The 21430-nt window shown below is 62.8% G+C and carries 24 protein-coding genes; 23 read left to right on the top strand and 1 reads right to left on the bottom strand.

The genetic code is table 11. The annotated features are described in order from the left end of the window. Positions 1–5: 5 nt before the first annotated feature. On the top strand, positions 6–914 hold the full coding sequence (secF, locus tag GYA94_RS10610; protein WP_161892289.1) for a protein translocase subunit SecF: 909 nt from the start codon (positions 6–8) through the stop codon (positions 912–914). A 121-nt stretch (positions 915–1035) separates the two neighbouring features. Next, a complete protein-coding gene (locus GYA94_RS10605) occupies positions 1036–1578 on the top strand; it encodes a glycine zipper 2TM domain-containing protein (protein WP_033744396.1) in 543 nt (180 codons plus the stop codon). A gap of 217 nt (positions 1579–1795) precedes the next feature. Here GYA94_RS10605 and suhB read toward each other — a convergent pair whose 3' ends face one another. Then, positions 1796–2614: a type III secretion system regulator SuhB gene (gene suhB, locus GYA94_RS10600; RefSeq protein ID WP_009682045.1), complete on the bottom strand. Its 819-nt coding sequence runs from the start codon at positions 2612–2614 to the stop codon at positions 1796–1798. Positions 2615–2765: 151 nt separating this feature from the next. Here suhB and trmJ point away from each other — a divergent pair, with 151 nt between their 5' ends. The 21 genes from trmJ to GYA94_RS10495 all read left to right on the top strand — a co-directional run bounded on the left by trmJ (position 2766) and on the right by GYA94_RS10495 (position 21391). Beyond that, positions 2766–3521 carry a tRNA (cytosine(32)/uridine(32)-2'-O)-methyltransferase TrmJ gene (gene trmJ, locus GYA94_RS10595; RefSeq protein ID WP_161892288.1) on the top strand — a complete coding sequence of 252 codons (756 nt, stop codon included), beginning with the start codon at positions 2766–2768 and terminating at the stop codon, positions 3519–3521. Between the two features lie 3 nt (positions 3522–3524). After that, on the top strand, positions 3525–4310 hold the full coding sequence (gene cysE / locus GYA94_RS10590) for a serine O-acetyltransferase (RefSeq protein WP_161892287.1): 786 nt from the start codon (positions 3525–3527) through the stop codon (positions 4308–4310). A gap of 178 nt (positions 4311–4488) precedes the next feature. Continuing rightward, the gene (iscR, locus tag GYA94_RS10585) at positions 4489–4980 is read left to right on the top strand and encodes a Fe-S cluster assembly transcriptional regulator IscR (RefSeq protein ID WP_008092572.1); all 492 of its coding nucleotides are present in this window, start codon (positions 4489–4491) and stop codon (positions 4978–4980) included. 45 nt (positions 4981–5025) lie between these two features. Then, on the top strand, positions 5026–6240 hold the full coding sequence (locus tag GYA94_RS10580; protein ID WP_009682042.1) for an IscS subfamily cysteine desulfurase: 1215 nt from the start codon (positions 5026–5028) through the stop codon (positions 6238–6240). 46 nt (positions 6241–6286) lie between these two features. After that, on the top strand, positions 6287–6673 hold the full coding sequence (iscU, locus tag GYA94_RS10575; RefSeq protein WP_003248539.1) for a Fe-S cluster assembly scaffold IscU: 387 nt from the start codon (positions 6287–6289) through the stop codon (positions 6671–6673). 28 nt (positions 6674–6701) lie between these two features. Next, positions 6702–7025: an iron-sulfur cluster assembly protein IscA gene (gene iscA, locus GYA94_RS10570; protein WP_003248536.1), complete on the top strand. Its 324-nt coding sequence runs from the start codon at positions 6702–6704 to the stop codon at positions 7023–7025. Between the two features lie 8 nt (positions 7026–7033). Next, positions 7034–7555: a co-chaperone HscB gene (gene hscB, locus GYA94_RS10565; RefSeq protein ID WP_054911407.1), complete on the top strand. Its 522-nt coding sequence runs from the start codon at positions 7034–7036 to the stop codon at positions 7553–7555. A 42-nt stretch (positions 7556–7597) separates the two neighbouring features. Further along, entirely contained in the window at positions 7598–9460 is a 1863-nt protein-coding gene (gene hscA, locus GYA94_RS10560) for a Fe-S protein assembly chaperone HscA (protein ID WP_161892286.1), read from the top strand. A gap of 3 nt (positions 9461–9463) precedes the next feature. Beyond that, positions 9464–9805 carry an ISC system 2Fe-2S type ferredoxin gene (gene fdx, locus GYA94_RS10555; protein ID WP_023533300.1) on the top strand — a complete coding sequence of 114 codons (342 nt, stop codon included), beginning with the start codon at positions 9464–9466 and terminating at the stop codon, positions 9803–9805. A 10-nt stretch (positions 9806–9815) separates the two neighbouring features. Continuing rightward, complete coding sequence (gene iscX / locus GYA94_RS10550; protein WP_009682037.1) at positions 9816–10016, top strand: Fe-S cluster assembly protein IscX; 201 nt, start codon at positions 9816–9818, stop codon at positions 10014–10016. An 88-nt stretch (positions 10017–10104) separates the two neighbouring features. Next, on the top strand, positions 10105–10530 hold the full coding sequence (gene ndk / locus GYA94_RS10545; RefSeq protein ID WP_009682036.1) for a nucleoside-diphosphate kinase: 426 nt from the start codon (positions 10105–10107) through the stop codon (positions 10528–10530). A 28-nt stretch (positions 10531–10558) separates the two neighbouring features. Next, positions 10559–11704, top strand: coding sequence for a dual-specificity RNA methyltransferase RlmN (gene rlmN / locus GYA94_RS10540; protein WP_009682035.1), 1146 nt, complete (start codon positions 10559–10561; stop codon positions 11702–11704). A gap of 14 nt (positions 11705–11718) precedes the next feature. Beyond that, complete coding sequence (pilW, locus tag GYA94_RS10535; protein ID WP_161892285.1) at positions 11719–12480, top strand: type IV pilus biogenesis/stability protein PilW; 762 nt, start codon at positions 11719–11721, stop codon at positions 12478–12480. Further along, on the top strand, positions 12477–13514 hold the full coding sequence (locus GYA94_RS10530) for a RodZ domain-containing protein (RefSeq protein ID WP_054911406.1): 1038 nt from the start codon (positions 12477–12479) through the stop codon (positions 13512–13514). Before pilW ends, GYA94_RS10530 begins: the two co-directional genes overlap by 4 nt. Before the next feature lie 3 nt (positions 13515–13517). Further along, the gene (gene ispG, locus GYA94_RS10525; RefSeq protein WP_009682032.1) at positions 13518–14627 is read left to right on the top strand and encodes a flavodoxin-dependent (E)-4-hydroxy-3-methylbut-2-enyl-diphosphate synthase; all 1110 of its coding nucleotides are present in this window, start codon (positions 13518–13520) and stop codon (positions 14625–14627) included. Between the two features lie 25 nt (positions 14628–14652). After that, positions 14653–15942: a histidine--tRNA ligase gene (gene hisS, locus GYA94_RS10520; RefSeq protein WP_009682031.1), complete on the top strand. Its 1290-nt coding sequence runs from the start codon at positions 14653–14655 to the stop codon at positions 15940–15942. A gap of 38 nt (positions 15943–15980) precedes the next feature. Then, positions 15981–16622, top strand: coding sequence for a tetratricopeptide repeat protein (locus GYA94_RS10515; protein WP_009682030.1), 642 nt, complete (start codon positions 15981–15983; stop codon positions 16620–16622). Then, entirely contained in the window at positions 16623–17765 is a 1143-nt protein-coding gene (bamB, locus tag GYA94_RS10510; protein ID WP_009682029.1) for an outer membrane protein assembly factor BamB, read from the top strand. Positions 17766–17881: 116 nt separating this feature from the next. Next, the gene (gene der, locus GYA94_RS10505) at positions 17882–19345 is read left to right on the top strand and encodes a ribosome biogenesis GTPase Der (RefSeq protein WP_009682028.1); all 1464 of its coding nucleotides are present in this window, start codon (positions 17882–17884) and stop codon (positions 19343–19345) included. Positions 19346–19463: 118 nt separating this feature from the next. Continuing rightward, entirely contained in the window at positions 19464–20612 is a 1149-nt protein-coding gene (locus GYA94_RS10500) for a pyridoxal phosphate-dependent aminotransferase (RefSeq protein ID WP_161892284.1), read from the top strand. Further along, positions 20600–21391: an amidohydrolase gene (locus tag GYA94_RS10495; protein WP_029885485.1), complete on the top strand. Its 792-nt coding sequence runs from the start codon at positions 20600–20602 to the stop codon at positions 21389–21391. Before GYA94_RS10500 ends, GYA94_RS10495 begins: the two co-directional genes overlap by 13 nt. Positions 21392–21430: the final 39 nt, after the last annotated feature.

Below are 21430 nucleotides of genomic sequence, written 5' to 3'. Positions count from 1 at the left end.
CTGCGATGAAAACCATCAACTTCATGGGCGTGCGCAATGTCGCGTTCGCCATTACCGTGCTCCTCACCGTGCTGGCGCTGTTCAGCTGGTGGCAGAAAGGCCTGAACTTCGGCCTGGACTTCACCGGTGGTACGCTGATCGAGCTGACCTACGAGCGCCCGGCAGACCTCAAGGCGGTACGCGCCGAGCTGGTCGACTCCGGTTTCCACGAGGCCGTGGTGCAAAGCTTTGGTGCTACCACCGACCTGTTGGTGCGTATGCCGGGTGATGACCCGCAACTGGGCAACAAGGTAGCTGCCGCACTGCAGAAGGCGGGCGGCGACAACCCGGCCACGCTCAAGCGCGTCGAGTTCGTTGGCCCGCAGGTGGGTGAAGAGCTGCGCGACCAGGGTGGCATGGGCATGCTGCTGGCGTTGGGCGGCATCCTCATCTACCTGGCCTTCCGCTTCCAGTGGAAGTTCGCGGTGGGGGCGATCATCTCGCTGATTCACGACGTGGTGGTCACGCTGGGTATCCTGTCGTTCTTCCAGATCACCTTCGACCTGATGGTATTGGCGGCAGTGCTGGCGATCATCGGCTACTCGCTGAACGACACCATCGTCGTGTTCGACCGGGTGCGGGAAAACTTCCGCGTCATGCGCAAGGCTTCGTTGATCGAGAACATCAACGTGTCCACCACCCAGACCTTGCTGCGTACCATCGCCACCTCGGTTTCGACCTTGCTGGCCATCGCGGCGCTGTTGTTCTTCGGCGGTGACAACCTGTTCGGCTTCTCGCTGGCCTTGTTCATCGGGGTGATGGCAGGTACCTACTCGTCGATCTACATCGCCAACGTGGTATTGATCTGGCTGAACCTGAACAGTGAAGACCTGATCCCGCCGACCAAGGCAGAAGGCGTGGACGATCGTCCGTAGCGGCTAGCCCAACACCGCCTGGCGGTGCAAAAGGCGCGAGTATTGAACTCGCGCCTTTTTTTTTGCTCCAAGGCTGGGAGAAGCGCGGGTTGCGACCCGCTGTTACGATCAGGAGGTTGACGTGAATAAATCAATGCTGGTGGGTGCGGTACTGGGTGCTGTCGGTGTGACTGCCGGAGGTGCTGTCGCGACCTACAGCTTGGTCAACAAGGGGCCTGAATATGCCCAGGTCACCGACGTGCAGCCGATCAAGCAACAGGTGAAAACCCCGCGTGAAGTGTGCAAGGACGTTGCCGTAACGCGCCAGGCGCCGGTCAAGGACCAGCACCAGATCGCCGGTACCGTGGTAGGCGCCCTGGCGGGCGGCTTGCTCGGCAACCAGATCGGTGGCGGCACCGGCAAGAAGATCGCCACCGTTGCCGGTGCGGTCGGTGGTGGTTATGCCGGTAACAAGGTGCAGGAAGGCATGCAGCAGCGTGACACCTACACCACCACGCAAACCCGCTGCAATACGGTCAATGACATCAGTGAGAAGGTGGTGGGGTACAACGTGAAGTACACCCTGGGTGATCAGGTAGGGCAGGTGAAGATGGACCGCGAGCCTGGGTCGACCATTCCGGTGGACAAGAATGGCAAGCTGATCCTGAGCGAGGCCGGGCAGTAAGTCTGAATGCGGTCCGCTCTTTTTTGTGGGGGCGGCCTTGCGTCGCGAAAGGGGCGCGCAGCGGCCCCAGGGTCTGTGACCCATCAGAGATTGTCGGGGCTGCTTTGCAGCCCTTTCGCGACACAAGGCCGCTCCCACAAAATGCGGATTGTGGACGGCTCCGGCAGGCACAAAAAAGCACCCCGAGGGGTGCTTTTTGTTTGCCAGCAATCCGCGCTTAGCGCTTCAGGCTTTCTGGCAGGTGTGGCTGGATAGCGGTCAGCACGGCCTTGAAGCACTTGATGTTGCCCGCAACGATGTGGCCTTTGTCGAGGAAGTCGTGGCCACCGTTGAAGTCGCTCACCAGGCCACCGGCTTCCTGGATCAGCAGCACGCCAGCGGCCATGTCCCACTCGGACAGCCCCGATTCCCAGAAGGCGTCGAAGCGGCCGGCAGCAACGTAGGCCAGGTCCAGGCTGGCAGCGCCGGCGCGGCGGATGCCGGCAGTCTGGCCGGTCAAGGCGCGGAACATGCCCAGGTAGTTGTCGAGGTCGGCCATCTGGCTGTCGCGGAACGGGAAGCCGGTACCCAGCAGGGCGCCTTCCAGGCTGGTGCGCGAGCTGACACGCAGGCGGCGGCCATTGAGTTGGGCGCCACGGCCACGGCTGGCGGTGAATTCTTCCTGGCGAACCGGGTCGACGATCACGGCGTGCTCAAGGCGGCCACGGTATTTGCAGGCGATGCTGACAGCGAAGTGCGGGATGCCACGCAGGAAGTTAGTGGTGCCGTCCAGCGGGTCGATGATCCACAGGTAATCCTTGCCCTCTTCACCGGTGCCGGCGTGCAGGCCGGTTTCTTCACCCTGGATGGAGTGGTTCGGGTAGGCCTTGCGCAGGGCGTTGACGATGGTCTGCTCGGCGGCGCGATCGACTTCGGAAACGTAGTCCTTGGCCTCTTTCTCATCGACCTTGATGCTATCCAGGCGTTCGATGGAGCGGAAAATCAGTTCACTGGCGCTGCGAGCGGCGCGCAGGGCGATATTCAGCATAGGCTGCATGGGCGGGTCACCTGGAGATGTTAAAGAAGAAAGCCGATCATTCTAGCAGAAAACTGTGGCGGCAGAAGGGGCACATTTGCTTTCGTGGCGTTACGTCTGTCGGTTCTGTAAGATCCAAGCCCCTGATTCCTGCATCTGTGAGCACAACACCTTGCTGCAAAATATTCGTGTTGTTCTGGTCAATACCAGCCACCCCGGCAACATCGGCGGCGCTGCGCGTGCCATGAAAAACATGGGCTTGTCGCGCCTGGTGCTGGTGCAGCCGAAAGAGTTCCCCGCCGTGGATGCCAGTGCCCGCGCCTCTGGTGCCGACGATGTGCTGGGCAATGCCCAGGTGGTCGACAGCCTCGAACAGGCCCTGGTCGGCTGCAACCTGGTGATGGGCACCAGCGCCCGCGAGCGCAGCATTCCCTGGCCGTTGATCGGCCCGCGTGAATGTGGCGAAAAGGCGGTGGTGCATGCCAATGGTGGCGAAGAAATCGCCCTGGTGTTCGGGCGCGAACACGCCGGCCTGACCAACGAAGAACTGCAGCGATGTCACTTCCACGTGCACATTCCCTCCAACCCCGACTTCAGCTCGCTGAACCTGGCTGCCGCCGTGCAAGTGCTCGCCTATGAGGTGCGCATGGCCTGGTTGGCCGCCGGTGTGGCACCGGCCCGGGTCGAGAAGGTTGATGCCAGCGAGCTGGCGACCATGGACGAAATGGAGCTGTTCTACGACCACCTGGAGAAAACCCTGGTGGGCATCGGCTTCCTCGACCCTGCAAAGCCCAAGCACCTGATGCCGCGCTTGCGCCGGCTGTACGGGCGGGTGGCGGTCGAGCGTTCGGAAATGAGCATTTTGCGCGGCATCCTGACCGAGACCCAGAAAGTGGTCCGGGGCGAGCCGCATAAACGGAAGGACTGAAAGATGTTTGAACGCCTGCGTGAAGATATTCAAAGCGTATTCCACCGTGACCCGGCTGCGCGCAATGCCTTCGAGGTGCTCACCTGCTACCCGGGCATGCATGCCATCTGGCTGCATCGCCTGGGTAATGCCTTGTGGCGGCGCGACTTCAAGTGGCTGGCGCGCCTGGTCTCGAACTTTGGCCGCTGGCTCACCGGTATCGAGATTCACCCGGGTGCCACCATCGGCCGGCGTTTCTTCATCGACCACGGCATGGGCATCGTCATCGGCGAAACCGCCGAAATCGGCGATGACGTCACCCTGTACCAGGGCGTTACGCTGGGCGGCACCAGCTGGAACAAGGGCAAGCGCCACCCCACCCTGGAAAACGGCGTGGTGGTAGGGGCGGGGGCCAAGGTGCTGGGCCCGTTCACCGTGGGTGCGGGGGCCAAGATCGGCTCCAATGCGGTGGTGACCAAGGCGGTCCCGGCCGGTGCCACGGCAGTGGGCATCCCCGGGCGCATCATCGTCAAGAGCGAAGACAGCGAAGTGGAGGCCAAGCGCAAGGCCATGGCCGAGAAGATCGGCTTCGACGCCTACGGCGTGAGTGGCGACATGCCCGACCCGGTGGCGCGCGCCATTGGCCAGATGCTCGACCACCTGCAGGCCGTCGACGAGCGGCTGGAGGGTATGTGCGGCGCGTTGACGAAAATGGGCAGTGACTACTGCGCCAAAGAGCTGCCGGCCCTGCCTGAAGATGACTTCACCGAAGCGGCCCAGGGCGTCAGGCGCGACACTCAGCCGCATTGATTGCGCCGCGGCGCACCGAGGTAGACATACGGGGCGTGTGCTCACGCCCCTCGTCTGCTACAATCGCGCCGCCTCCCAGATGCAAACCCGACTAAAGCAGTAGGTCTAATAGTTGACTTAAATGCTCGGGAATCGCATACTTGCACACATCCCGAAACTCCCGTGGTACCCAATAGCCATGCGACTGACTACCAAAGGCCGATACGCCGTGACTGCCATGCTCGACCTGGCGTTGCACGCGCAGCATGGGCCGGTGTCTTTGGCCGATATTTCCGAGCGCCAGGGCATTTCCCTCTCTTATCTGGAGCAGCTGTTCGCCAAGCTGCGCCGTAGCAGCCTGGTTTCCAGTGTGCGCGGCCCAGGTGGCGGCTATCAGCTGTCGCGCGGTATGGAAACCATCCAGGTGGCACAGGTCATCGACGCGGTCAACGAATCGGTCGATGCCACCCGTTGCCAGGGCCTCGGGGACTGCCATGCCGGTGATACCTGCCTGACCCACCACCTGTGGTGCGACCTCAGCCAGCAGATCCATGAATTCCTCAGCGGCATCAGCCTGGCCGACCTTGTCATGCGCCGTGAGGTGCAGGAAGTCGCCCAGCGCCAGGACTTGCGTCGTGTCGCAGGCCGAACCGCCCAGCTGGACAAGATTGAGACGTCTGCCGTCGATTGACCCTTAGCCACGACGAGCGACGCCACCGCCTGATAGGAGAGACAAATGAAGTTGCCGATCTACCTCGATTACTCCGCGACCACGCCGGTTGACCCACGCGTCGCCCAGAAAATGGCCGAATGCCTGCTGGTTGACGGGAACTTCGGTAACCCGGCTTCGCGCTCCCACGTGTTCGGCTGGAAGGCCGAAGAAGCGGTCGAGAACGGCCGCCGCCAGGTTGCCGAGCTGATCAACGCCGACCCGCGCGAGATCGTCTGGACCAGCGGTGCCACCGAGTCCGACAACCTCGCCCTCAAAGGCGTGGCGCACTTCTATCAGACCAAGGGCAAGCACATCATCACCTCCAAGATCGAGCACAAGGCGGTACTGGATACCGCTCGCCAGCTGGAGCGTGAAGGTTTCGAAGTCACCTACCTGGAGCCAGGCGAAGACGGTATCGTCACCCCGGCCATGGTCGAGGCCGTGCTGCGTGACGACACTATCCTGGTGTCGCTGATGCACGTGAACAACGAAGTCGGCTCGATCAACGACATCGCCGCCATCGGTGAGCTGACCCGTGCGCGTGGCGTGCTGTTCCATGTCGATGCCGCCCAGTCGGCCGGCAAGGTGGAAATCGACGTGCAGAAGCTGAAGGTCGACCTGATGTCGTTCTCGGCGCACAAAGCCTACGGCCCGAAAGGCATCGGCGCGCTGTACGTCAGCCGCAAGCCGCGTGTGCGTCTGGAAGCCATCATCCACGGTGGTGGTCATGAGCGCGGCATGCGTTCGGGCACCCTGCCGACCCACCAGATCGTCGGCATGGGCGAAGCATTCGCCATCGCCAAGCAGGAAATGGCCGCCGAAAACGTACGCATCAAGGCCCTGAGCGACCGCTTCTTCAAGCAGGTCTCCAGCCTTGAAGAGCTGTACGTCAACGGTAGCCAGACTGCCCGCGTACCGCACAACCTGAACCTGAGCTTCAACTACGTCGAAGGCGAATCGCTGCTGATGTCGCTGAAGGACATCGCCGTATCTTCCGGTTCGGCGTGCACCTCCGCGTCGCTCGAGCCGTCGTACGTACTGCGTGCTCTGGGCCGCAACGACGAGCTGGCGCACAGCTCGATCCGCTTCTCCTTCGGCCGCTTCACCACCGAAGAAGAAGTCGACTACGCCGCGCAGAAAGTCTGCGAGGCCGTCAACAAACTGCGTGAACTGTCGCCGCTGTGGGATATGTACAAAGACGGCGTTGACATCTCCAAGATCGAGTGGGCCGCCCACTAAGCAGTCGCCGGCAAGAGCGGCTCCCTGATGAGGAAGGAATTGCACCATGGCATACAGTGAAAAGGTCATCGACCACTACGAAAACCCACGCAACGTCGGCAAGATGAATGCCGAAGACCCGGATGTCGGTACCGGCATGGTCGGCGCCCCTGCGTGTGGCGACGTGATGCGTCTGCAAATCAAGGTCAACGAACAGGGCGTGATCGAAGACGCCAAGTTCAAGACCTACGGTTGCGGTTCGGCCATCGCTTCCAGCTCCCTCGCTACCGAGTGGATGAAGGGCAAGACCCTGGACGAAGCCGAAACCATCAAGAACACCCAGCTGGCAGAAGAACTGGCGTTGCCGCCGGTCAAGATCCACTGCTCGGTACTCGCCGAAGATGCCATCAAGGCAGCTGTGCGCGATTACAAGCAGAAGAAAGGCTTGATCTAAGCCGCCTGTTGCGAGGTAAGGAGTCCTGATGGCTATCAGCATGACAGAAGCCGCCGCCAACCACATTCGCCGCTCCCTCGATGGGCGCGGCAAAGGTGAGGGCATTCGCCTGGGCGTGCGCACCACCGGTTGCTCGGGCCTGGCCTACGTGCTGGAGTTCGTTGACGAGCTGGCCGACGAAGACCAGGTGTTCGAAAACCACGGCGTCAAGGTGATCATCGATCCCAAGAGCCTGGTGTATCTCGACGGTACCGAGCTGGACTTCGTCAAGGAAGGGTTGAACGAAGGCTTCAAGTTCAACAACCCCAACGTGCGCGGTGAGTGTGGCTGCGGCGAAAGCTTCAACGTTTGAGGCCGGCTGTGGGTACTCCTTGTCACTACGCATTGTTTGACCTCCAGCCAAGCTTCCGCCTGGATCTCGACAAGCTGGCCACTCGCTACCGCGAGCTGGCCCGCGAAGTCCATCCCGACCGTTTTGCCGACGCCTCCGAGCGGGAGCAGCGGGTCGCGCTGGAAAAGTCCGCAGCCCTCAACGACGCCTACCAGACGCTGCGCAGTGCGCCGCGTCGTGCCCGCTATCTGCTGGCCATCAGCGGTCACGAAGTGCCCCAGGAAGTCACGGTCCACGACCCGGACTTTCTGTTGCAGCAGATGCAGTGGCGCGAAGAGCTGGAAGAGCTGCAGGACGAAGCCGACCTGGACGGCGTAGCGGCATTCAAGAAGCGCTTGAAGGCCGCCCAGGACTCGCTGAACGAGGATTTCGCTGCCTGCTGGGATGTTCCCGCCGAGCGCGACAAGGCTGAGCGCCTGATGCGCCGCATGCAGTTCCTCGACAAGCTCGCCCAAGAAGTGCGCCAACTGGAAGAGCGCCTCGACGATTAACCCGGTGTCGCCCGTGATGGCACCTAAGGTACTCAGATAAGCATGGCCCTACTGCAGATTGCCGAACCCGGTCAAACCCCCCAACCGCACCAGCGTCGCCTGGCGGTGGGCATTGACCTGGGTACCACCAACTCCATGGTCGCCGCCTTGCGCAGCGGCCGCAGCGAGCCCCTGCCCGATGCGCAGGGTAACGTCATTCTGCCGTCCGCGGTACGCTACCTCGACGGGCGTATCGAGGTGGGGCAGGCCGCGCGTGAGGCCGCTTCCAGCGACCCGCTGAACACTGTGCTGTCGGTCAAGCGCCTGATGGGGCGCGGCGTTGCCGACGTCAAGCAGTTGGGCGAGCAACTGCCTTACCGCTTTGTCGGCGGTGAGTCGCACATGCCGTTCATCGATACCGTGCAGGGCCCGAAAAGCCCGGTGGAAGTGTCCGCCGACATCCTCAAGGTGCTGCGTGAGCGGGCCGAAGCGACCCTGGGTGGCGAGCTGGTAGGCGCGGTGATCACCGTGCCAGCTTACTTCGACGACGCGCAGCGCCAGGCGACCAAAGACGCTGCACGCCTGGCAGGCCTGAGCGTGCTGCGCCTGCTCAATGAGCCGACCGCCGCTGCCGTGGCCTACGGCCTGGACCAGAACGCCGAAGGCGTGGTGGCCATCTATGACCTGGGCGGCGGTACCTTTGACATTTCCATCCTGCGCCTGACTGCCGGTGTGTTCGAAGTGCTGGCCACCGGCGGCGATACCGCCCTGGGCGGCGACGATTTCGACCATGCCATCGCCGGCTGGATCATCGAGCAGGCCGGTCTTTCCTCCGACCTGGACCCGGCCACCCAACGCGCACTGCTGCAGACTGCCTGCGCTGCCAAAGAGGCCCTGACTGACGCCGACGTGGTCACTGTCAGCCACGGTGCCTGGCAAGGTGAGCTGAGCCGTGTTGCCTTCGACGCCATGATCGAGCCGATGATCGCCCGCAGCCTCAAGGCTTGCCGCCGCGCGGTGCGCGACAGCGGCGTTGAAATGGACGAAGTCAGCGCCGTGGTCATGGTCGGTGGCTCGACCCGCGTGCCGCGTGTGCGCGATGCGGTGGGTGCGCTGTTTGGTCGTACGCCGCTGACCTCGATCGACCCGGACCAGGTGGTGGCCATCGGCGCCGCGATTCAGGCCGATACCCTGGCCGGCAACCGCCGCGAAGGTGGCGAACTGCTGCTGCTCGATGTCATTCCGCTGTCGCTTGGCCTCGAAACCATGGGCGGGCTGATGGAGAAGGTGATCCCGCGCAACACCACCATTCCGGTGGCGCGTGCCCAGGAGTTCACCACTTACAAAGACGGCCAGACGGCCATGATGATCCACGTGCTGCAAGGCGAGCGTGAGCTGATCAGCGACTGCCGCTCGCTGGCGCGTTTCGAGCTGCGTGGCATTCCGGCCATGGTCGCCGGCTCGGCAAAAATCCGCGTCACCTTCCAGGTGGATGCCGACGGCCTGCTCAGCGTTGCCGCGCGCGAGCTGGGTTCGGGCGTGGAAGCCAGCATCCAGGTCAAGCCGTCCTACGGCCTGACCGACGGCGAAATCGCCCGCATGCTCAAGGACTCGTTCGAACACGCCGGTTCCGACAAGCATGCCCGCCAGTTGCGCGAGCACCAGGTCGATGCCGAGCGCCTGCTCGAAGCGGTACAGGGCGCCCTGGACGCCGACGGCGAACGCTTGCTCAGCAGTGACGAGCGCGACGCCATCGAATTCCAGATGCAAGAACTACGTGATTTGCTGGCGGGCACCGATGGCGCAGCCATCGAGCAACAGACCAAGCGTCTGTCGCAGGTGACCGACGCATTTGCCGCCCGTCGCCTTGATTCGACGGTCAAAGCCGCACTGGCCGGGCGCAACCTGAATGAGATCGAGGAGTAATCGATGCCGCTGGTAACCTTCCTGCCGCATGAGAAGTTCTGCCCTGAAGGCCTGACCGTGGATGTGCCAGCCGGGACCAACATCCTGGAGCTGGCCCACGACCATCACATCGAGATGGAAAGCGCCTGTGGCGGGGTAAAGGCTTGCACCACCTGCCACTGTATTGTTCGCAAAGGTTTCGATTCGCTCGAAGAAGCCGACGAGCTGGAAGAGGACATGCTGGACAAGGCCTGGGGCCTGGAGGCGCAGTCGCGCCTGGGTTGCCAGGTGGTGGTCGCCGACCAGGACCTGACCATCGAGATCCCCAAGTATTCGCTGAACCACGCTGCCGAAGCACCGCACTGAGGGCCTGTACATGAGTCTGAAATGGGTTGATGTACTTGAAATCGCCATCCAGCTTGCAGAAAGCAAGCCGGAAGTCGATCCTAAATATGTGAATTTCGTCGACCTGCACCGCTGGGTGCTGGCATTGCCAGAGTTCAGCGACGATCCGTCACGCGGCGGTGAGAAAGTGCTTGAGGCAATCCAGGCCGCCTGGATTGACGAAGCCGACTAAGCGTTGCGTGCAGGTTAGGCAATCCCCTCGAACCCGCGTATAATTCGCGGGTTTAATTTTTCGTAACACTCATATTCTGGAGTTTTCCATGGCTGTTCAACGTACTTTCTCGATCATCAAGCCTGACGCCGTTGCCAAAAACGTCATCGGCAAGATCACCACCCGTTTCGAAGAAGCCGGCCTGAAAATCGTTGCCTCGAAAATCAAGCAACTGTCCAAAGCCGAAGCCGAAGGCTTCTACGCTGAGCACAGCGAGCGCGGCTTCTTCGGTGACCTGGTTGCCTTCATGACTTCCGGTCCGGTCGTTGTTCAGGTCCTGGAAGGCGAAAACGCCATCGCCAAGAACCGTGAGCTGATGGGCGCTACCAACCCTAAAGAAGCTGCTCCTGGCACCATCCGCGCCGACTTCGCCGAGTCCATCGACGCCAACGCCGTTCACGGTTCGGACTCCGAAGCTGCTGCTGCTCGCGAAATCGCTTACTTCTTCGCTGCTACCGAGGTAACCACTCGCTAAGCGAAAGCTTACGGGTGAGGGTGAATCCATGACGACATCTACTGGCAAAATCAACCTGTTGGGCCTGACCCAGCCGGAAATGGAACAATTCTTCGACTCTATCGGGGAGAAGCGCTTCCGCGCCGGCCAGGTGATGAAATGGATTCACCATTTTGGCGTGTCCGATTTTGCGGCCATGACCAACGTTGGCAAGGCCTTGCGCGAGAAGCTCGAGGCCGTTGCCGAGATTCGCCCCCCGGAAGTGGTCAGTGAAGACATTTCCGCCGACGGCACCCGCAAGTGGGTGATCCGCGTTGCCTCCGGCAGCTGCGTCGAAACCGTCTACATTCCTACCGACGACCGCGGCACCCTGTGCGTATCGTCGCAAGCCGGCTGTGCCCTGGACTGCAGCTTCTGCTCCACCGGCAAGCAAGGCTTCAACAGCAACCTCACCGCCGCCGAAGTGATCGGCCAGGTGTGGCTTGCCAACAAATCCTTCGGGACCGTCCCTGCCAAAATCGACCGCGCCATTACCAACGTGGTGATGATGGGCATGGGCGAGCCTCTGCTGAACTTCGACAACGTCATCGCCGCCATGAAAATCATGATGGATGACCTGGGCTACGGCATTTCCAAGCGTCGCGTCACCTTGTCCACCTCGGGCGTGGTGCCAATGATCGACGAGCTGGCCAAGCACATCGACGTGTCGCTGGCACTGTCGCTGCACGCCCCTAACGACGAGCTGCGCAACAAGCTGGTGCCGATCAACAAGAAGTACCCGCTGAAAATGCTGCTGGAATCGTGCATGGGCTACATGGCCACCCTGGGCGGCAAGCGCGTGCTGACCATCGAGTACACCCTGCTCAAGGACGTCAACGACCAGCCAGAGCATGCCGCGCAAATGATCGAGCTGCTGCGCGACGTGCCGTGCAAGATCAACCTGATCCCGTTCAACCCGTTCCCGCATTCGGGCTATGAGCGGCCTAGCAACAATGCCATTCGTCGTTTCCAGGACCTGCTGCACCACGGTGGTTTCAACGTGACCACCCGTACTACCCGAGGCGACGACATCGACGCTGCCTGCGGTCAGTTGGTGGGGCAGGTCAACGACCGCACGCGCCGCAGTGAGCGCTATATCGCTGTGCGCCAACTGTCTGCGGATGTCGAGCTGCAAGACAGCGCCGCCAGCCACTGACCGGGACCTTGCCCATGAGCCTGCGCGCCGCGCTGTCGATCCTTGCGCTTTCGCTGCTGGCCGGCTGCGTGTCGGGCGGCGCGAGCGACCCGCTGGGCAGCCGCCAGGGCAGGGCCGAAGCGGGGCGTGCCTACGTGCAGCTTGGGCTGGGTTATTTGCAACAGGGTTTGACCGAACAGGCCAAGGCGCCACTGGGCAAGGCCCTGGCCCTGGACAGCAGCGATGCCGATGCGCACGCGGCCCTGGCGCTGGTGTTCCAGGCCGAAGGTGAGCCGGCGCTGGCCGAAACACACTTTCGCAAGGCCCTGCAAAGCAGCGGCGGCAATGCGCGAATTCGCAACAACTACGGCAGTTTCCTTTATGCTCAGGGGCGATTTGCCGAGGCCGAGCAGATGTTTCGCCTGGCCAGTGCCGATACCCTGTATCCTGAGCGCTCGCGCGTATACGAGAACCTTGGCCTGACTGCCTTGAGGCTCGAACGCCGCGACCAGGCACAGGCCTATCTGGTGAAAGCATTGCAGCTCAACCAGCGGCAACCCAGGGCGTTGCTGGAAATGGCTGAGTTGTCCTACGAAAACAGGCATTATGTGCCGGCCCGGGACTACTACGATCGTTTCAGCGAGCTGAGCGCGCACGATGCCCGTAGCCTGCTGCTGGGCAGCCGCCTTGCCAGGGTGTTCGACGAGCAGGGCGCACTGGCCGAAACGGGCCAGCAATTACAACGACTTTATCCCGGTACGCCGGAATATCAGCAATACCTGTCGGAGCAACGATGAACGCCGCGCATCCCGAAGTAGCAGTAGCGCCTGGCCAGAACCCCGGTGAGCTTTTGCGCCTGGCCCGTGAGAAACGGGACTGGTCGCAAGCCGAGGTGGCCCGCAAGCTAAACCTCACTGTCAGTTCGCTGAACCACGTGGAAACCGGCGCCTTCGACAAGCTGCCCGGGCATACGTTTGCCCGTGGCTACATACGTGCCTACGCCAAGCTGCTGGACCTGGACCAGGCTGCGCTGGTCGATGCCTTCGACCGCTACACCGGTACCCATGCCAAGGGCAGCGACGTGCATTCGCTGGGCCGCATCGAAGAGCCGACGCGCCTGTCGCACAACATCCTGCGCGGCGTCAGCCTGCTGTTGCTGCTCGCCGTGGTCGGTGGCGGTTTCGTCTGGTGGCAGGACCAGGGCAGCCTGCGCGGCAAGGACCTGGCCAAGATGGCCCTGGAGCATGTCGAAGTCGAAAGCGCCGACGGCACCACCCAGATCCACCCGCTCGATGAGCCTGAAGACCAGGCCGTTACCGCCGGCCAGCAGGCTGAGACTGCACCGCTGCCGTTGGCGCAGGGCACGGGCGAACAACCCGCTGCAGCTGGCGAGCAGCCGGCGGCCGGTACAGCCACAGAGCCAGCCGCTGGGGCGGCAACTGCCCAGCAGGCGCCCGTGCAGGCAGCCGCCAGCACCCCGGCGGCCACGGCGGCCCCTGTAGCTCCCGCTACGGCCGCGCCGGCCGCCGCCACGCCTGCAGCCCCTGCCGCGGCGGTCGCCGCCAGTGAGCCTGCGCCAGTGCCGGCCGGTAGCGGCAAGGTCGCCATTCAGTTCACCGCCGATTGCTGGACCCAGGTTTCCGACGGCAACGGCAAGGTGCTGTTCAGCGCCATCAAGCGCAAAGGGGACAACCTCGAACTGACCGGCAAGCCGCCGTTCGCGGTACGCCTGGGCTTCGCCCGGGGCGCCCAGGTCAGCTACAACGGCCAGGCCGTCGATGTTGCCCCGTTCACCAGTGGCGAGACTGCTCGCCTGAAGTTGGGACAGTAAGTCATGCACGGCGAATCTCCGATCAAACGTCGCGAATCCCGCAAAATCTGGGTCGGCAATGTGCCGGTGGGTGGTGATGCCCCCATCGCGGTGCAGAGCATGACCAACACCGACACCAACGATGTGGCCGCCACCGTGGCGCAAATTCAGCGCCTGGTCGATGCCGGCGTGGACATCGTGCGGGTATCGGTGCCAGACATGGACGCTGCCGAAGCCTTCGGCAAGATCAAGCAACAGGTGAGCGTGCCGCTGGTAGCCGATATCCACTTCGACTACAAGATCGCCCTGCGGGTGGCCGAGCTGGGCGTCGATTGCCTGCGTATCAACCCGGGCAACATCGGCCGCGAAGACCGTGTGCGCGCAGTGGTGGACGCCGCCCGCGACCGCGGCATCCCGATCCGCATCGGTGTCAACGCCGGTTCGCTGGAAAAAGACCTGCAGAAGAAGTACGGCGAGCCTACCCCGGCCGCGCTGGTCGAGTCGGCCCTGCGCCATGTCGAGCACCTCGACCGCCTGGACTTCCAGGACTTCAAGGTCAGCGTCAAGGCCTCCGACGTGTTCATGGCCGTGGAGGCCTACCGCCTGTTGGCCAGGCAGATCGTGCAGCCGCTGCACCTGGGCATCACCGAAGCCGGTGGCCTGCGTTCAGGCACGGTGAAATCCGCCGTCGGCCTCGGTATGCTGCTGGCCGAAGGCATTGGCGATACCATTCGCATCTCCCTGGCGGCCGACCCGGTCGAAGAAGTGAAGGTCGGCTACGACATCCTCAAGTCGCTGCACCTGCGCTCGCGCGGCATCAACTTCATCGCCTGTCCGAGCTGCTCGCGGCAGAACTTCGATGTGGTCAAGACCATGAACGAGCTGGAAGGGCGCCTGGAAGACTTGCTGGTACCGCTGGACGTGGCAGTGATCGGTTGCGTGGTCAACGGCCCGGGTGAAGCCAAGGAAGCCCATGTCGGCCTGACTGGCGGCACGCCGAACCTGATCTACATCGACGGCAAGCCGGCGCAGAAACTCACCAACGACAACCTGGTCGATGAGCTGGAAAAACTCATCCGCCAGAAAGCGGCCGAAAAGGCCGAAGCCGACGCGGCGCTGATCGTCCGTGGCTGACACACAGAATTCGTAAGGACTTTTCGTGAGCAAATCGCTGCAAGCCATTCGTGGCATGAACGACATCCTGCCAGAACAGTCGCCGCTGTGGCGCTACTTCGAAGGCACTGTCGCCGGCCTGCTGGACACCTACGGGTACAGCCAGATCCGCACGCCGATCGTCGAGTTCACCGAGCTGTTCAAGCGCTCGATCGGCGAAGTGACCGATATCGTCGAAAAAGAGATGTACACCTTCGAGGACCGCAACGGCGACTCGCTGACCTTGCGCCCTGAAGGCACCGCCGCCTGCGTGCGTGCCGTGCTCGAGCACGGCATTACCGGTAACGGCCAGGTGCAGAAACTGTGGTACATCGGCCAGATGTTCCGCCACGAACGCCCGCAGAAGGGCCGTTACCGCCAGTTCCACCAGATTGGCGTGGAAGTGTTCAACCTCGACGGCCCGGACATCGACGCCGAGCTGATCATGCTGACCTGGCGCCTGTGGGGCCTGTTGGGCATTCAGGACGCGGTCAAGCTCGAACTCAACAGCCTCGGCACCAGCGAGGCCCGCGCCCGCTACCGTGATGCGCTGGTCGAGTTCCTGTCCGCACGCCTGGAGCAGCTGGATGAAGACAGCCAGCGCCGCCTGAAAAGCAACCCGCTGCGCATTCTCGACAGCAAGGACCAGAACACCCAGGCGGTGCTGGTTGGGGCGCCAAAGCTGGAAGACTATCTGGACGAACCTTCACGCGTGCACTTCGAGGGCCTCAAGGCTCGCCTGGAGGCCGCCGGCATTCCGTTCGTGATCAACACCAAGCTGGTGCGTGGCCTGGACTACTACAGCAAGACCGTATTCGAGTGGGTGACCGACAAGCTCGGCGCCCAGGGCACCGTGTGTGCCGGTGGCCGCTACGACGGCCTGGTCGAGCAGATGGGCGGCAAGCCGACCACCGGCGTTGGTTTCGCCATGGGTATCGAGCGTCTGATCCTGCTGCTGGAAACCCTGGGCAAGGTGCCGGAGTCCATCAGCCGTACTGTCGACGTCTACCTGTGTGCCTTTGGCGAGCAGGCCGAGCTGGCCGGGCTGCGCCTTTCCGAAGGTTTGCGCGACCGTTTGCCGGGCTTGCGCCTGGCCGTCAACGCCGGCGGCGGCAGTTTCAAGAGCCAGTTCAAGAAAGCCGATAAAAGCGGTGCGCTGTTCGCCCTGATCCTCGGTGACGACGAACTGGCCAAGCAAGTCATCGGCTTGAAGCCACTGCGTGGCCAGGGCGAGCAACAGAACATTGCCTGGGATGCTCTTGCCGAGCACCTGGAAACCGCGATCGCGCAGGCGTAACGCGGTTCAACAACGAATAGGCGAAAAGGAGTATTGGGGTGTCGAGTACTGATGATGATGACCTGGCAGGGGTCAAGGACTGGTGGAACCGCAATGGCAAGCCGCTGCTGACCGGCGCATTGCTGGCAGGTGTGGTGGTGCTGGGCTGGAATACCTGGCACAAGTACCAGAACAACCAGTCGCAAGGGGCCTCACAGTTGTACCAGGCCCTGCTCGAAACCAGCCTGACGCCAAGCGGTCAGCCCGACGCCACCAAGGTCGCGGAACTGGCCGGCAAGCTCAAGAGCGAGTTTGGCGGCACGGCCTATGCCCAGTACGGTAGCCTGTTCGTGGCCAAGGTCGCGGTCGAGAGCGGCAAGCTCGACGACGCCGCCGCCGAGCTCAAAGGTGTGCTGGACAAGCCTGCCGATGCCACCCTGGGCGAAATCTCGCGCCAGCGCCTGGCTCGCGTGCTGGCCGCCCAGAACAAGGCCGAGGATGCCCTGAAGCTGCTTGACGGTGATGCCGACAAGGCGTTCCTGGCCAGCCGTGAAGAGTTGAAGGGTGACCTGCTGGTGCAACTGGGTCGCGCCAGCGACGCGCACAGCGCTTACGAGAAAGCCAAGGCTGCGTTGTCCGATGACGCCGCAGTCGGTGGCCTGCAATTGAAGCTGGATGACCTGGCTAAAGGGGACGCGTAAGTGATCGGTTGGAAACATGCAGCAGTGCTGACCCTGGCCGTACTGGCCGCAGGTTGCAGCAGCAACAGCAAGAAGGAACTGCCCCCGGCCGAGCTGACCAAGTTCACCGAGGAAGTGGTGCTGAAGAAGCAATGGAGCCGTTCGATCGGTGACGGCCAGGGTGAAACCTACAACACCCTGGTACCGGCCATCGAGAACGACCGCATCTACGCCTCCGACGTACACGGCGACGTCTATGCCCTCGATCGCATCACCGGCGACGTGGTCTGGAACAAGGACCTGGAGCTGCCGGTTTCCGGCGCAGTGGGCGTGGGTTACGGCCTGGTCATGCTCGGCACCCTCAAGGGTGAAGTCATTGCCCTGGATTCCAGCACCGGTGAAGAGCGCTGGCGCTCCCGCGTGACCAGCGAAGTGCTGGCCCCGCCTGCCAACAACGGTGACGTGGTCGTGGTGCAGACCCAGGACGACCGCCTGATCGGCCTGGACGCCGCTACCGGCGACCGCCGCTGGATCTACGAAAACACCCCGGCCGTACTGACCCTGCGTGGCACCGGTGCGCCGATCGTCACCAACCGCCTGGCCATTGCCGGCCTGTCGACCGGCAAGGTGGTGGCGGTGGACATCAACAACGGCGTGCCGGTGTGGGAAAGCCGCGTGGCCATTCCCCAGGGCCGTTCCGAGCTGGAGCGCGTGGTCGACATCGATGGCGGCCTGCTGCTGTCTGGTCAAACCCTGTATGTCAGCACTTACCAAGGCCGCGTAGCGGGCCTGGACCTGGAAAGCGGCCGTGTGCTGTGGCAGCGTGATGCCTCCAGCTACGTGGGTGTCGCCCAGGGCTTCGGTAACGTTTACGTCAGCGAAGCTTCAGGCACTGTCGAAAGTGTCGACGAGCGCACTTCCAGCGCCCTGTGGTCCAACGACAGCATGGCCCGTCGCCAGCTCTCTGCGCCGGAAGTGTATTCCAGCTACGTGGCCGTGGGCGACTTCGAAGGTTACCTGCACCTGCTGAGCCAGGTCGATGGGCGCTTCGTGGGCCGTGAGCGTATCGACAGCGATGGCCTGCGCGCCCGCCCACTTGTGGTCGGTGACACCATCTATGTCTTCGGCAACAGCGGCAAGCTCGAGGCACTGACCATCCGCTGAAGCTATGCTTGAAGCCTTGGCGGGCTTCAAGCCGCGGCGCAGGAAGCGCCGCCCGTACTCCGGCCGCTGCCTTGCAGCGGCCTTTGCATTTTCAAGAATTCGAGAGTGGAGAGCCGATGGTTCCCGTAATTGCCCTGGTGGGCCGCCCGAACGTCGGCAAATCCACCATGTTCAACCGCCTGACCAAGACCCGCGATGCCATCGTCGGTGACCTGTCGGGCCTGACCCGTGACCGCCAGTATGGTGATGCCAGCTGGCAGGGTCGTTCCTTCATCCTGATCGACACCGGCGGTATCACCGGTGACGAAGTGGGCATGGACGAGAAAATGGCCGAGCAGTCGCTCATGGCCATTGAAGAGGCCGACTACGTCCTGTTCCTGGTCGATGCCCGCGCCGGCATGACCGCCGCCGACCAGATGATTGCCGAGCACCTGCGCAAGCGCAACAAAGAGGCGATTCTGGTCGCCAACAAAATCGACAACATCGACGCCGACGTGGCTCGCGCCGAGTTCTCGCCGCTGGGCATGGGCAACGCCATTCCGGTAGCCGGTTCCCAGGGCCGCGGTATCAACGCGCTGATGGAAGCCGTGCTCGGCCACCTGCCGCGCGACCAGGTCGAGGAAGCCCTGGACGCCGATGTCGCCGAAGGCGAAGAGGCTGTGCGCATTCCGGGCCCGAGCGAAAAGGATGGCATCAAGATCGCCATCATCGGCCGCCCGAACGTCGGCAAGTCGACCCTGGTCAACCGCATGCTCGGTGAAGAGCGTGTGGTGGTGTACGACCAGCCAGGCACCACCCGCGACAGTATCTATATTCCGTTCGAGCGCGATGGCGAGAAGTACACGTTCATCGACACTGCCGGCGTGCGCAAGCGTGGCAAGATCCACGAGGAAGTCGAAAAGTTCTCGGTGGTGAAGACGCTGCAGGCGATCAAGGACGCCAACGTGGTGATCTTCGTCATGGACGCCCGCGAAGGTGTGGTCGACCACGACTTGAACCTGCTGGGCTTTGCCCTGGAAGCCGGGCGCGCGATCGTCATTGCCCTGAACAAGTGGGACGGCATGCAGCCGGGCGAGCGTGACTACGTCAAGACCGAGCTGGAGCGCCGGCTGTTCTTCGTCGACTTCGCCGACATCCACTTCATTTCCGCCTTGCATGGCACTGGCGTGGGCAACCTGTACAAGTCGGTGCAGGCTGCCTTCAAGTCGGCGGTCACCCGCTGGCCGACCAGCCGCCTGACGCAAATCCTCGAAGATGCGGTGAGCGAGCACCAGCCGCCGCTGGTCAACGGTCGTCGCATCAAGCTGCGCTATGCCCACCTCGGCGGGGCCAACCCGCCGCTGATCGTGATCCACGGCAACCAGACCGAGAAGATTCCCAAGTCGTACTCGCGCTACCTGGAAAACACCTACCGCCGTGTGCTGAAGCTGGTCGGCACGCCGATCCGCATCGAATACAAGGGCGGTGAGAACCCGTACGAGGGCAAGAAGAACACCCTCACAGACCGCCAGGTCAACAAGAAGCGCCGGCTGATGTCGCACCACAAGAAGGCCGAGAAGAAGCGCCGCGACAAGCGCTGACCAGTTGCAAGCTACAAGCTGCAAGTAAAAGCAGGCCGCGTTTCTCGCTGCTTTTTCTTGTGGCTTGCAGCTTGAAACTTGTAGCTTATAGCTCTCAGTCCCCAGGAAAGAGGGCTCCATGATCCGCAGCAAACTGCCGAATGTCGGCACGACCATCTTCACCACCATGTCCCAGCTCGCCGTGCAGACCGGCGCGTTGAACCTGTCGCAGGGGTTTCCCGATTTCAATGGCCCACAGGCACTGCTCGATGCAGTAGGCCGGCATGTGGCCGCCGGGCATAACCAGTACTCGCCGATGACCGGCCTGCCGGCGCTGCGCCAGCAAGTGGCGGCCAAGGTGGAGCGCTTGTACGGGGCAAAGGTGGATGCCGACCAGGAAGTGACCATCACCCCCGGCGCCACCGAGGCCATCTTCTGCGCCATCCAGGCGGTGGTGCATGCCGGTGACGAGGTGGTCGTCTTCGATCCGTGCTACGACAGCTACGAGCCATCGGTGGAGCTGGCCGGTGGCCGTTGCGTGCATGTGCAATTGAGCGATGGCGACTTCCGTATCGACTGGCAGAAGTTCAGCGATGCCCTGAGCCCGCGCACGCGCATGGTCATCCTCAATTCACCGCACAACCCCAGCGGCGCCCTGATCACCCGCGAAGACCTCGACCAGCTGGCGCAGCTGATCGCCGACCGCGATATTTACCTGGTCAGCGACGAGGTCTACGAGCACCTGGTCTACGATGGGGTACGCCACGCCAGCGTGCTGGCCCATGCGCAGCTGTACCCGCGCGCCTTCGTGGTCAGTTCGTTCGGCAAGACCTACCACGTCACCGGCTGGAAGACCGGTTACGTGATCGCCCCGCCGGCGCTGAGCGCCGAACTGCGAAAGGTGCACCAGTACGTCAACTTTTGCGGCGTCACCCCGCTGCAGTGCGCGTTGGCCGACTTCATGGCCGAGCACCCGGCGCACATCGATGAGTTACCGGCCTTTTACCAGGCCAAGCGCGACCTGTTCTGCGGCTTGCTGGAGGGTTCGCGATTGCGCTTTACCCGCACGGCGGGCACTTATTTCCAGCTGGTGGACTATTCGCACATACGCCCGGACCTGAATGATGTCGACATGGCGCTGTGGCTGACCCGTGAGCACGGCGTGGCGACCATTCCGGTGTCGGTGTTCTACCAGCAACCCATCCCCGAGCAACGCCTGGTGCGCCTGTGCTTTGCCAAACGAGAGGAGACGCTGCGCCAGGCAGCGGAGAAACTATGCGCGATCTGAGCACATTGCCGAACCTGAAAATCGCCCTGGTGCAGACTACCCTTGCCTGGCATGACCGCGAGGCCAATTACGCGCACTTCGAGGTACTGCTTGAGCAGGCCGGTGAAGTGGACCTGGTGATCCTGCCAGAGATGTTCACCACGGGGTTTTCCATGCAATCGGAAAGCCTGTGCGAGCCTGAGAACGGCCCCACCTACAAATGGCTCAAGGCGCAGGCAAAAAAGTACAACGCGGTGATTACCGGAAGCGTGATCGTGCAGGCGGCCGATGGCAGCCACCGCAACCGGCTGCTGTGGGCGCGCCCGGATGGCGAGATTCTGCACTACGACAAGCGCCATCTGTTCCGCATGGCGGGCGAGCACAAGCATTACACCCCGGGCGAGCGCCAGGTGCAGTTCGAGCTCAAGGGCTGGCGGATTCGCCCGCTGATCTGCTACGACCTGCGCTTCCCGGTATGGAGCCGTGACGCCCAGGACACCGACCTGCTGCTGTACACCGCCAACTGGCCGGCCGCTCGCCGCCAGCACTGGAACCGCCTGTTGCCGGCGCGGGGCATCGAGAACCTGTGCTATGTGGCCGCGGTGAACCGGGTGGGTACGGACGGCAAGGGCTTTGCCTATTCAGGTGACAGCCAGGTGCTGGACTTCCAGGGTGAGAGCCTGCTGAGTGCCGGCGAGGCCGATGGGGTGTTTACCGTGGTGCTGAGTGCGGCGGAGCTGGCGGCGTATCGCACCAAGTTCCCGGCCAACCTGGATGCCGATACCTTCGAGCTGCATTGATTGCAAGACCGGCCCTATCGCCGGCGAGCCAGCTCCCAC

The organism is Pseudomonas juntendi, from assembly GCF_009932375.1.
Classification (GTDB): Bacteria; Pseudomonadota; Gammaproteobacteria; order Pseudomonadales; family Pseudomonadaceae; genus Aquipseudomonas; species Aquipseudomonas juntendi.
The sequence above is the reverse complement of the archived record's forward strand: the minus strand, read 5'-3'. Positions and strand labels throughout refer to the sequence as shown.

Coding starts and splice junctions, on each gene's coding strand:
- fdx (WP_023533300.1), top strand. CDS start 9,464: ATGCCGCTGGTAACCTTCCTGCCGCATGAGAAGTTCTGCCCTGAAGGC.
- der (WP_009682028.1), top strand. CDS start 17,882: ATGGTTCCCGTAATTGCCCTGGTGGGCCGCCCGAACGTCGGCAAATCC.
- iscR (WP_008092572.1), top strand. CDS start 4,489: ATGCGACTGACTACCAAAGGCCGATACGCCGTGACTGCCATGCTCGAC.
- iscU (WP_003248539.1), top strand. CDS start 6,287: ATGGCATACAGTGAAAAGGTCATCGACCACTACGAAAACCCACGCAAC.
- ispG (WP_009682032.1), top strand. CDS start 13,518: ATGCACGGCGAATCTCCGATCAAACGTCGCGAATCCCGCAAAATCTGG.
- GYA94_RS10530 (WP_054911406.1), top strand. CDS start 12,477: ATGAACGCCGCGCATCCCGAAGTAGCAGTAGCGCCTGGCCAGAACCCC.
- suhB (WP_009682045.1), bottom strand. CDS start 2,614: ATGCAGCCTATGCTGAATATCGCCCTGCGCGCCGCTCGCAGCGCCAGT.
- ndk (WP_009682036.1), top strand. CDS start 10,105: ATGGCTGTTCAACGTACTTTCTCGATCATCAAGCCTGACGCCGTTGCC.
- GYA94_RS10500 (WP_161892284.1), top strand. CDS start 19,464: ATGATCCGCAGCAAACTGCCGAATGTCGGCACGACCATCTTCACCACC.
- iscA (WP_003248536.1), top strand. CDS start 6,702: ATGGCTATCAGCATGACAGAAGCCGCCGCCAACCACATTCGCCGCTCC.
- pilW (WP_161892285.1), top strand. CDS start 11,719: ATGAGCCTGCGCGCCGCGCTGTCGATCCTTGCGCTTTCGCTGCTGGCC.
- secF (WP_161892289.1), top strand. CDS start 6: ATGAAAACCATCAACTTCATGGGCGTGCGCAATGTCGCGTTCGCCATT.
- iscX (WP_009682037.1), top strand. CDS start 9,816: ATGAGTCTGAAATGGGTTGATGTACTTGAAATCGCCATCCAGCTTGCA.
- GYA94_RS10495 (WP_029885485.1), top strand. CDS start 20,600: ATGCGCGATCTGAGCACATTGCCGAACCTGAAAATCGCCCTGGTGCAG.
- cysE (WP_161892287.1), top strand. CDS start 3,525: ATGTTTGAACGCCTGCGTGAAGATATTCAAAGCGTATTCCACCGTGAC.
- GYA94_RS10580 (WP_009682042.1), top strand. CDS start 5,026: ATGAAGTTGCCGATCTACCTCGATTACTCCGCGACCACGCCGGTTGAC.
- hscA (WP_161892286.1), top strand. CDS start 7,598: ATGGCCCTACTGCAGATTGCCGAACCCGGTCAAACCCCCCAACCGCAC.
- rlmN (WP_009682035.1), top strand. CDS start 10,559: ATGACGACATCTACTGGCAAAATCAACCTGTTGGGCCTGACCCAGCCG.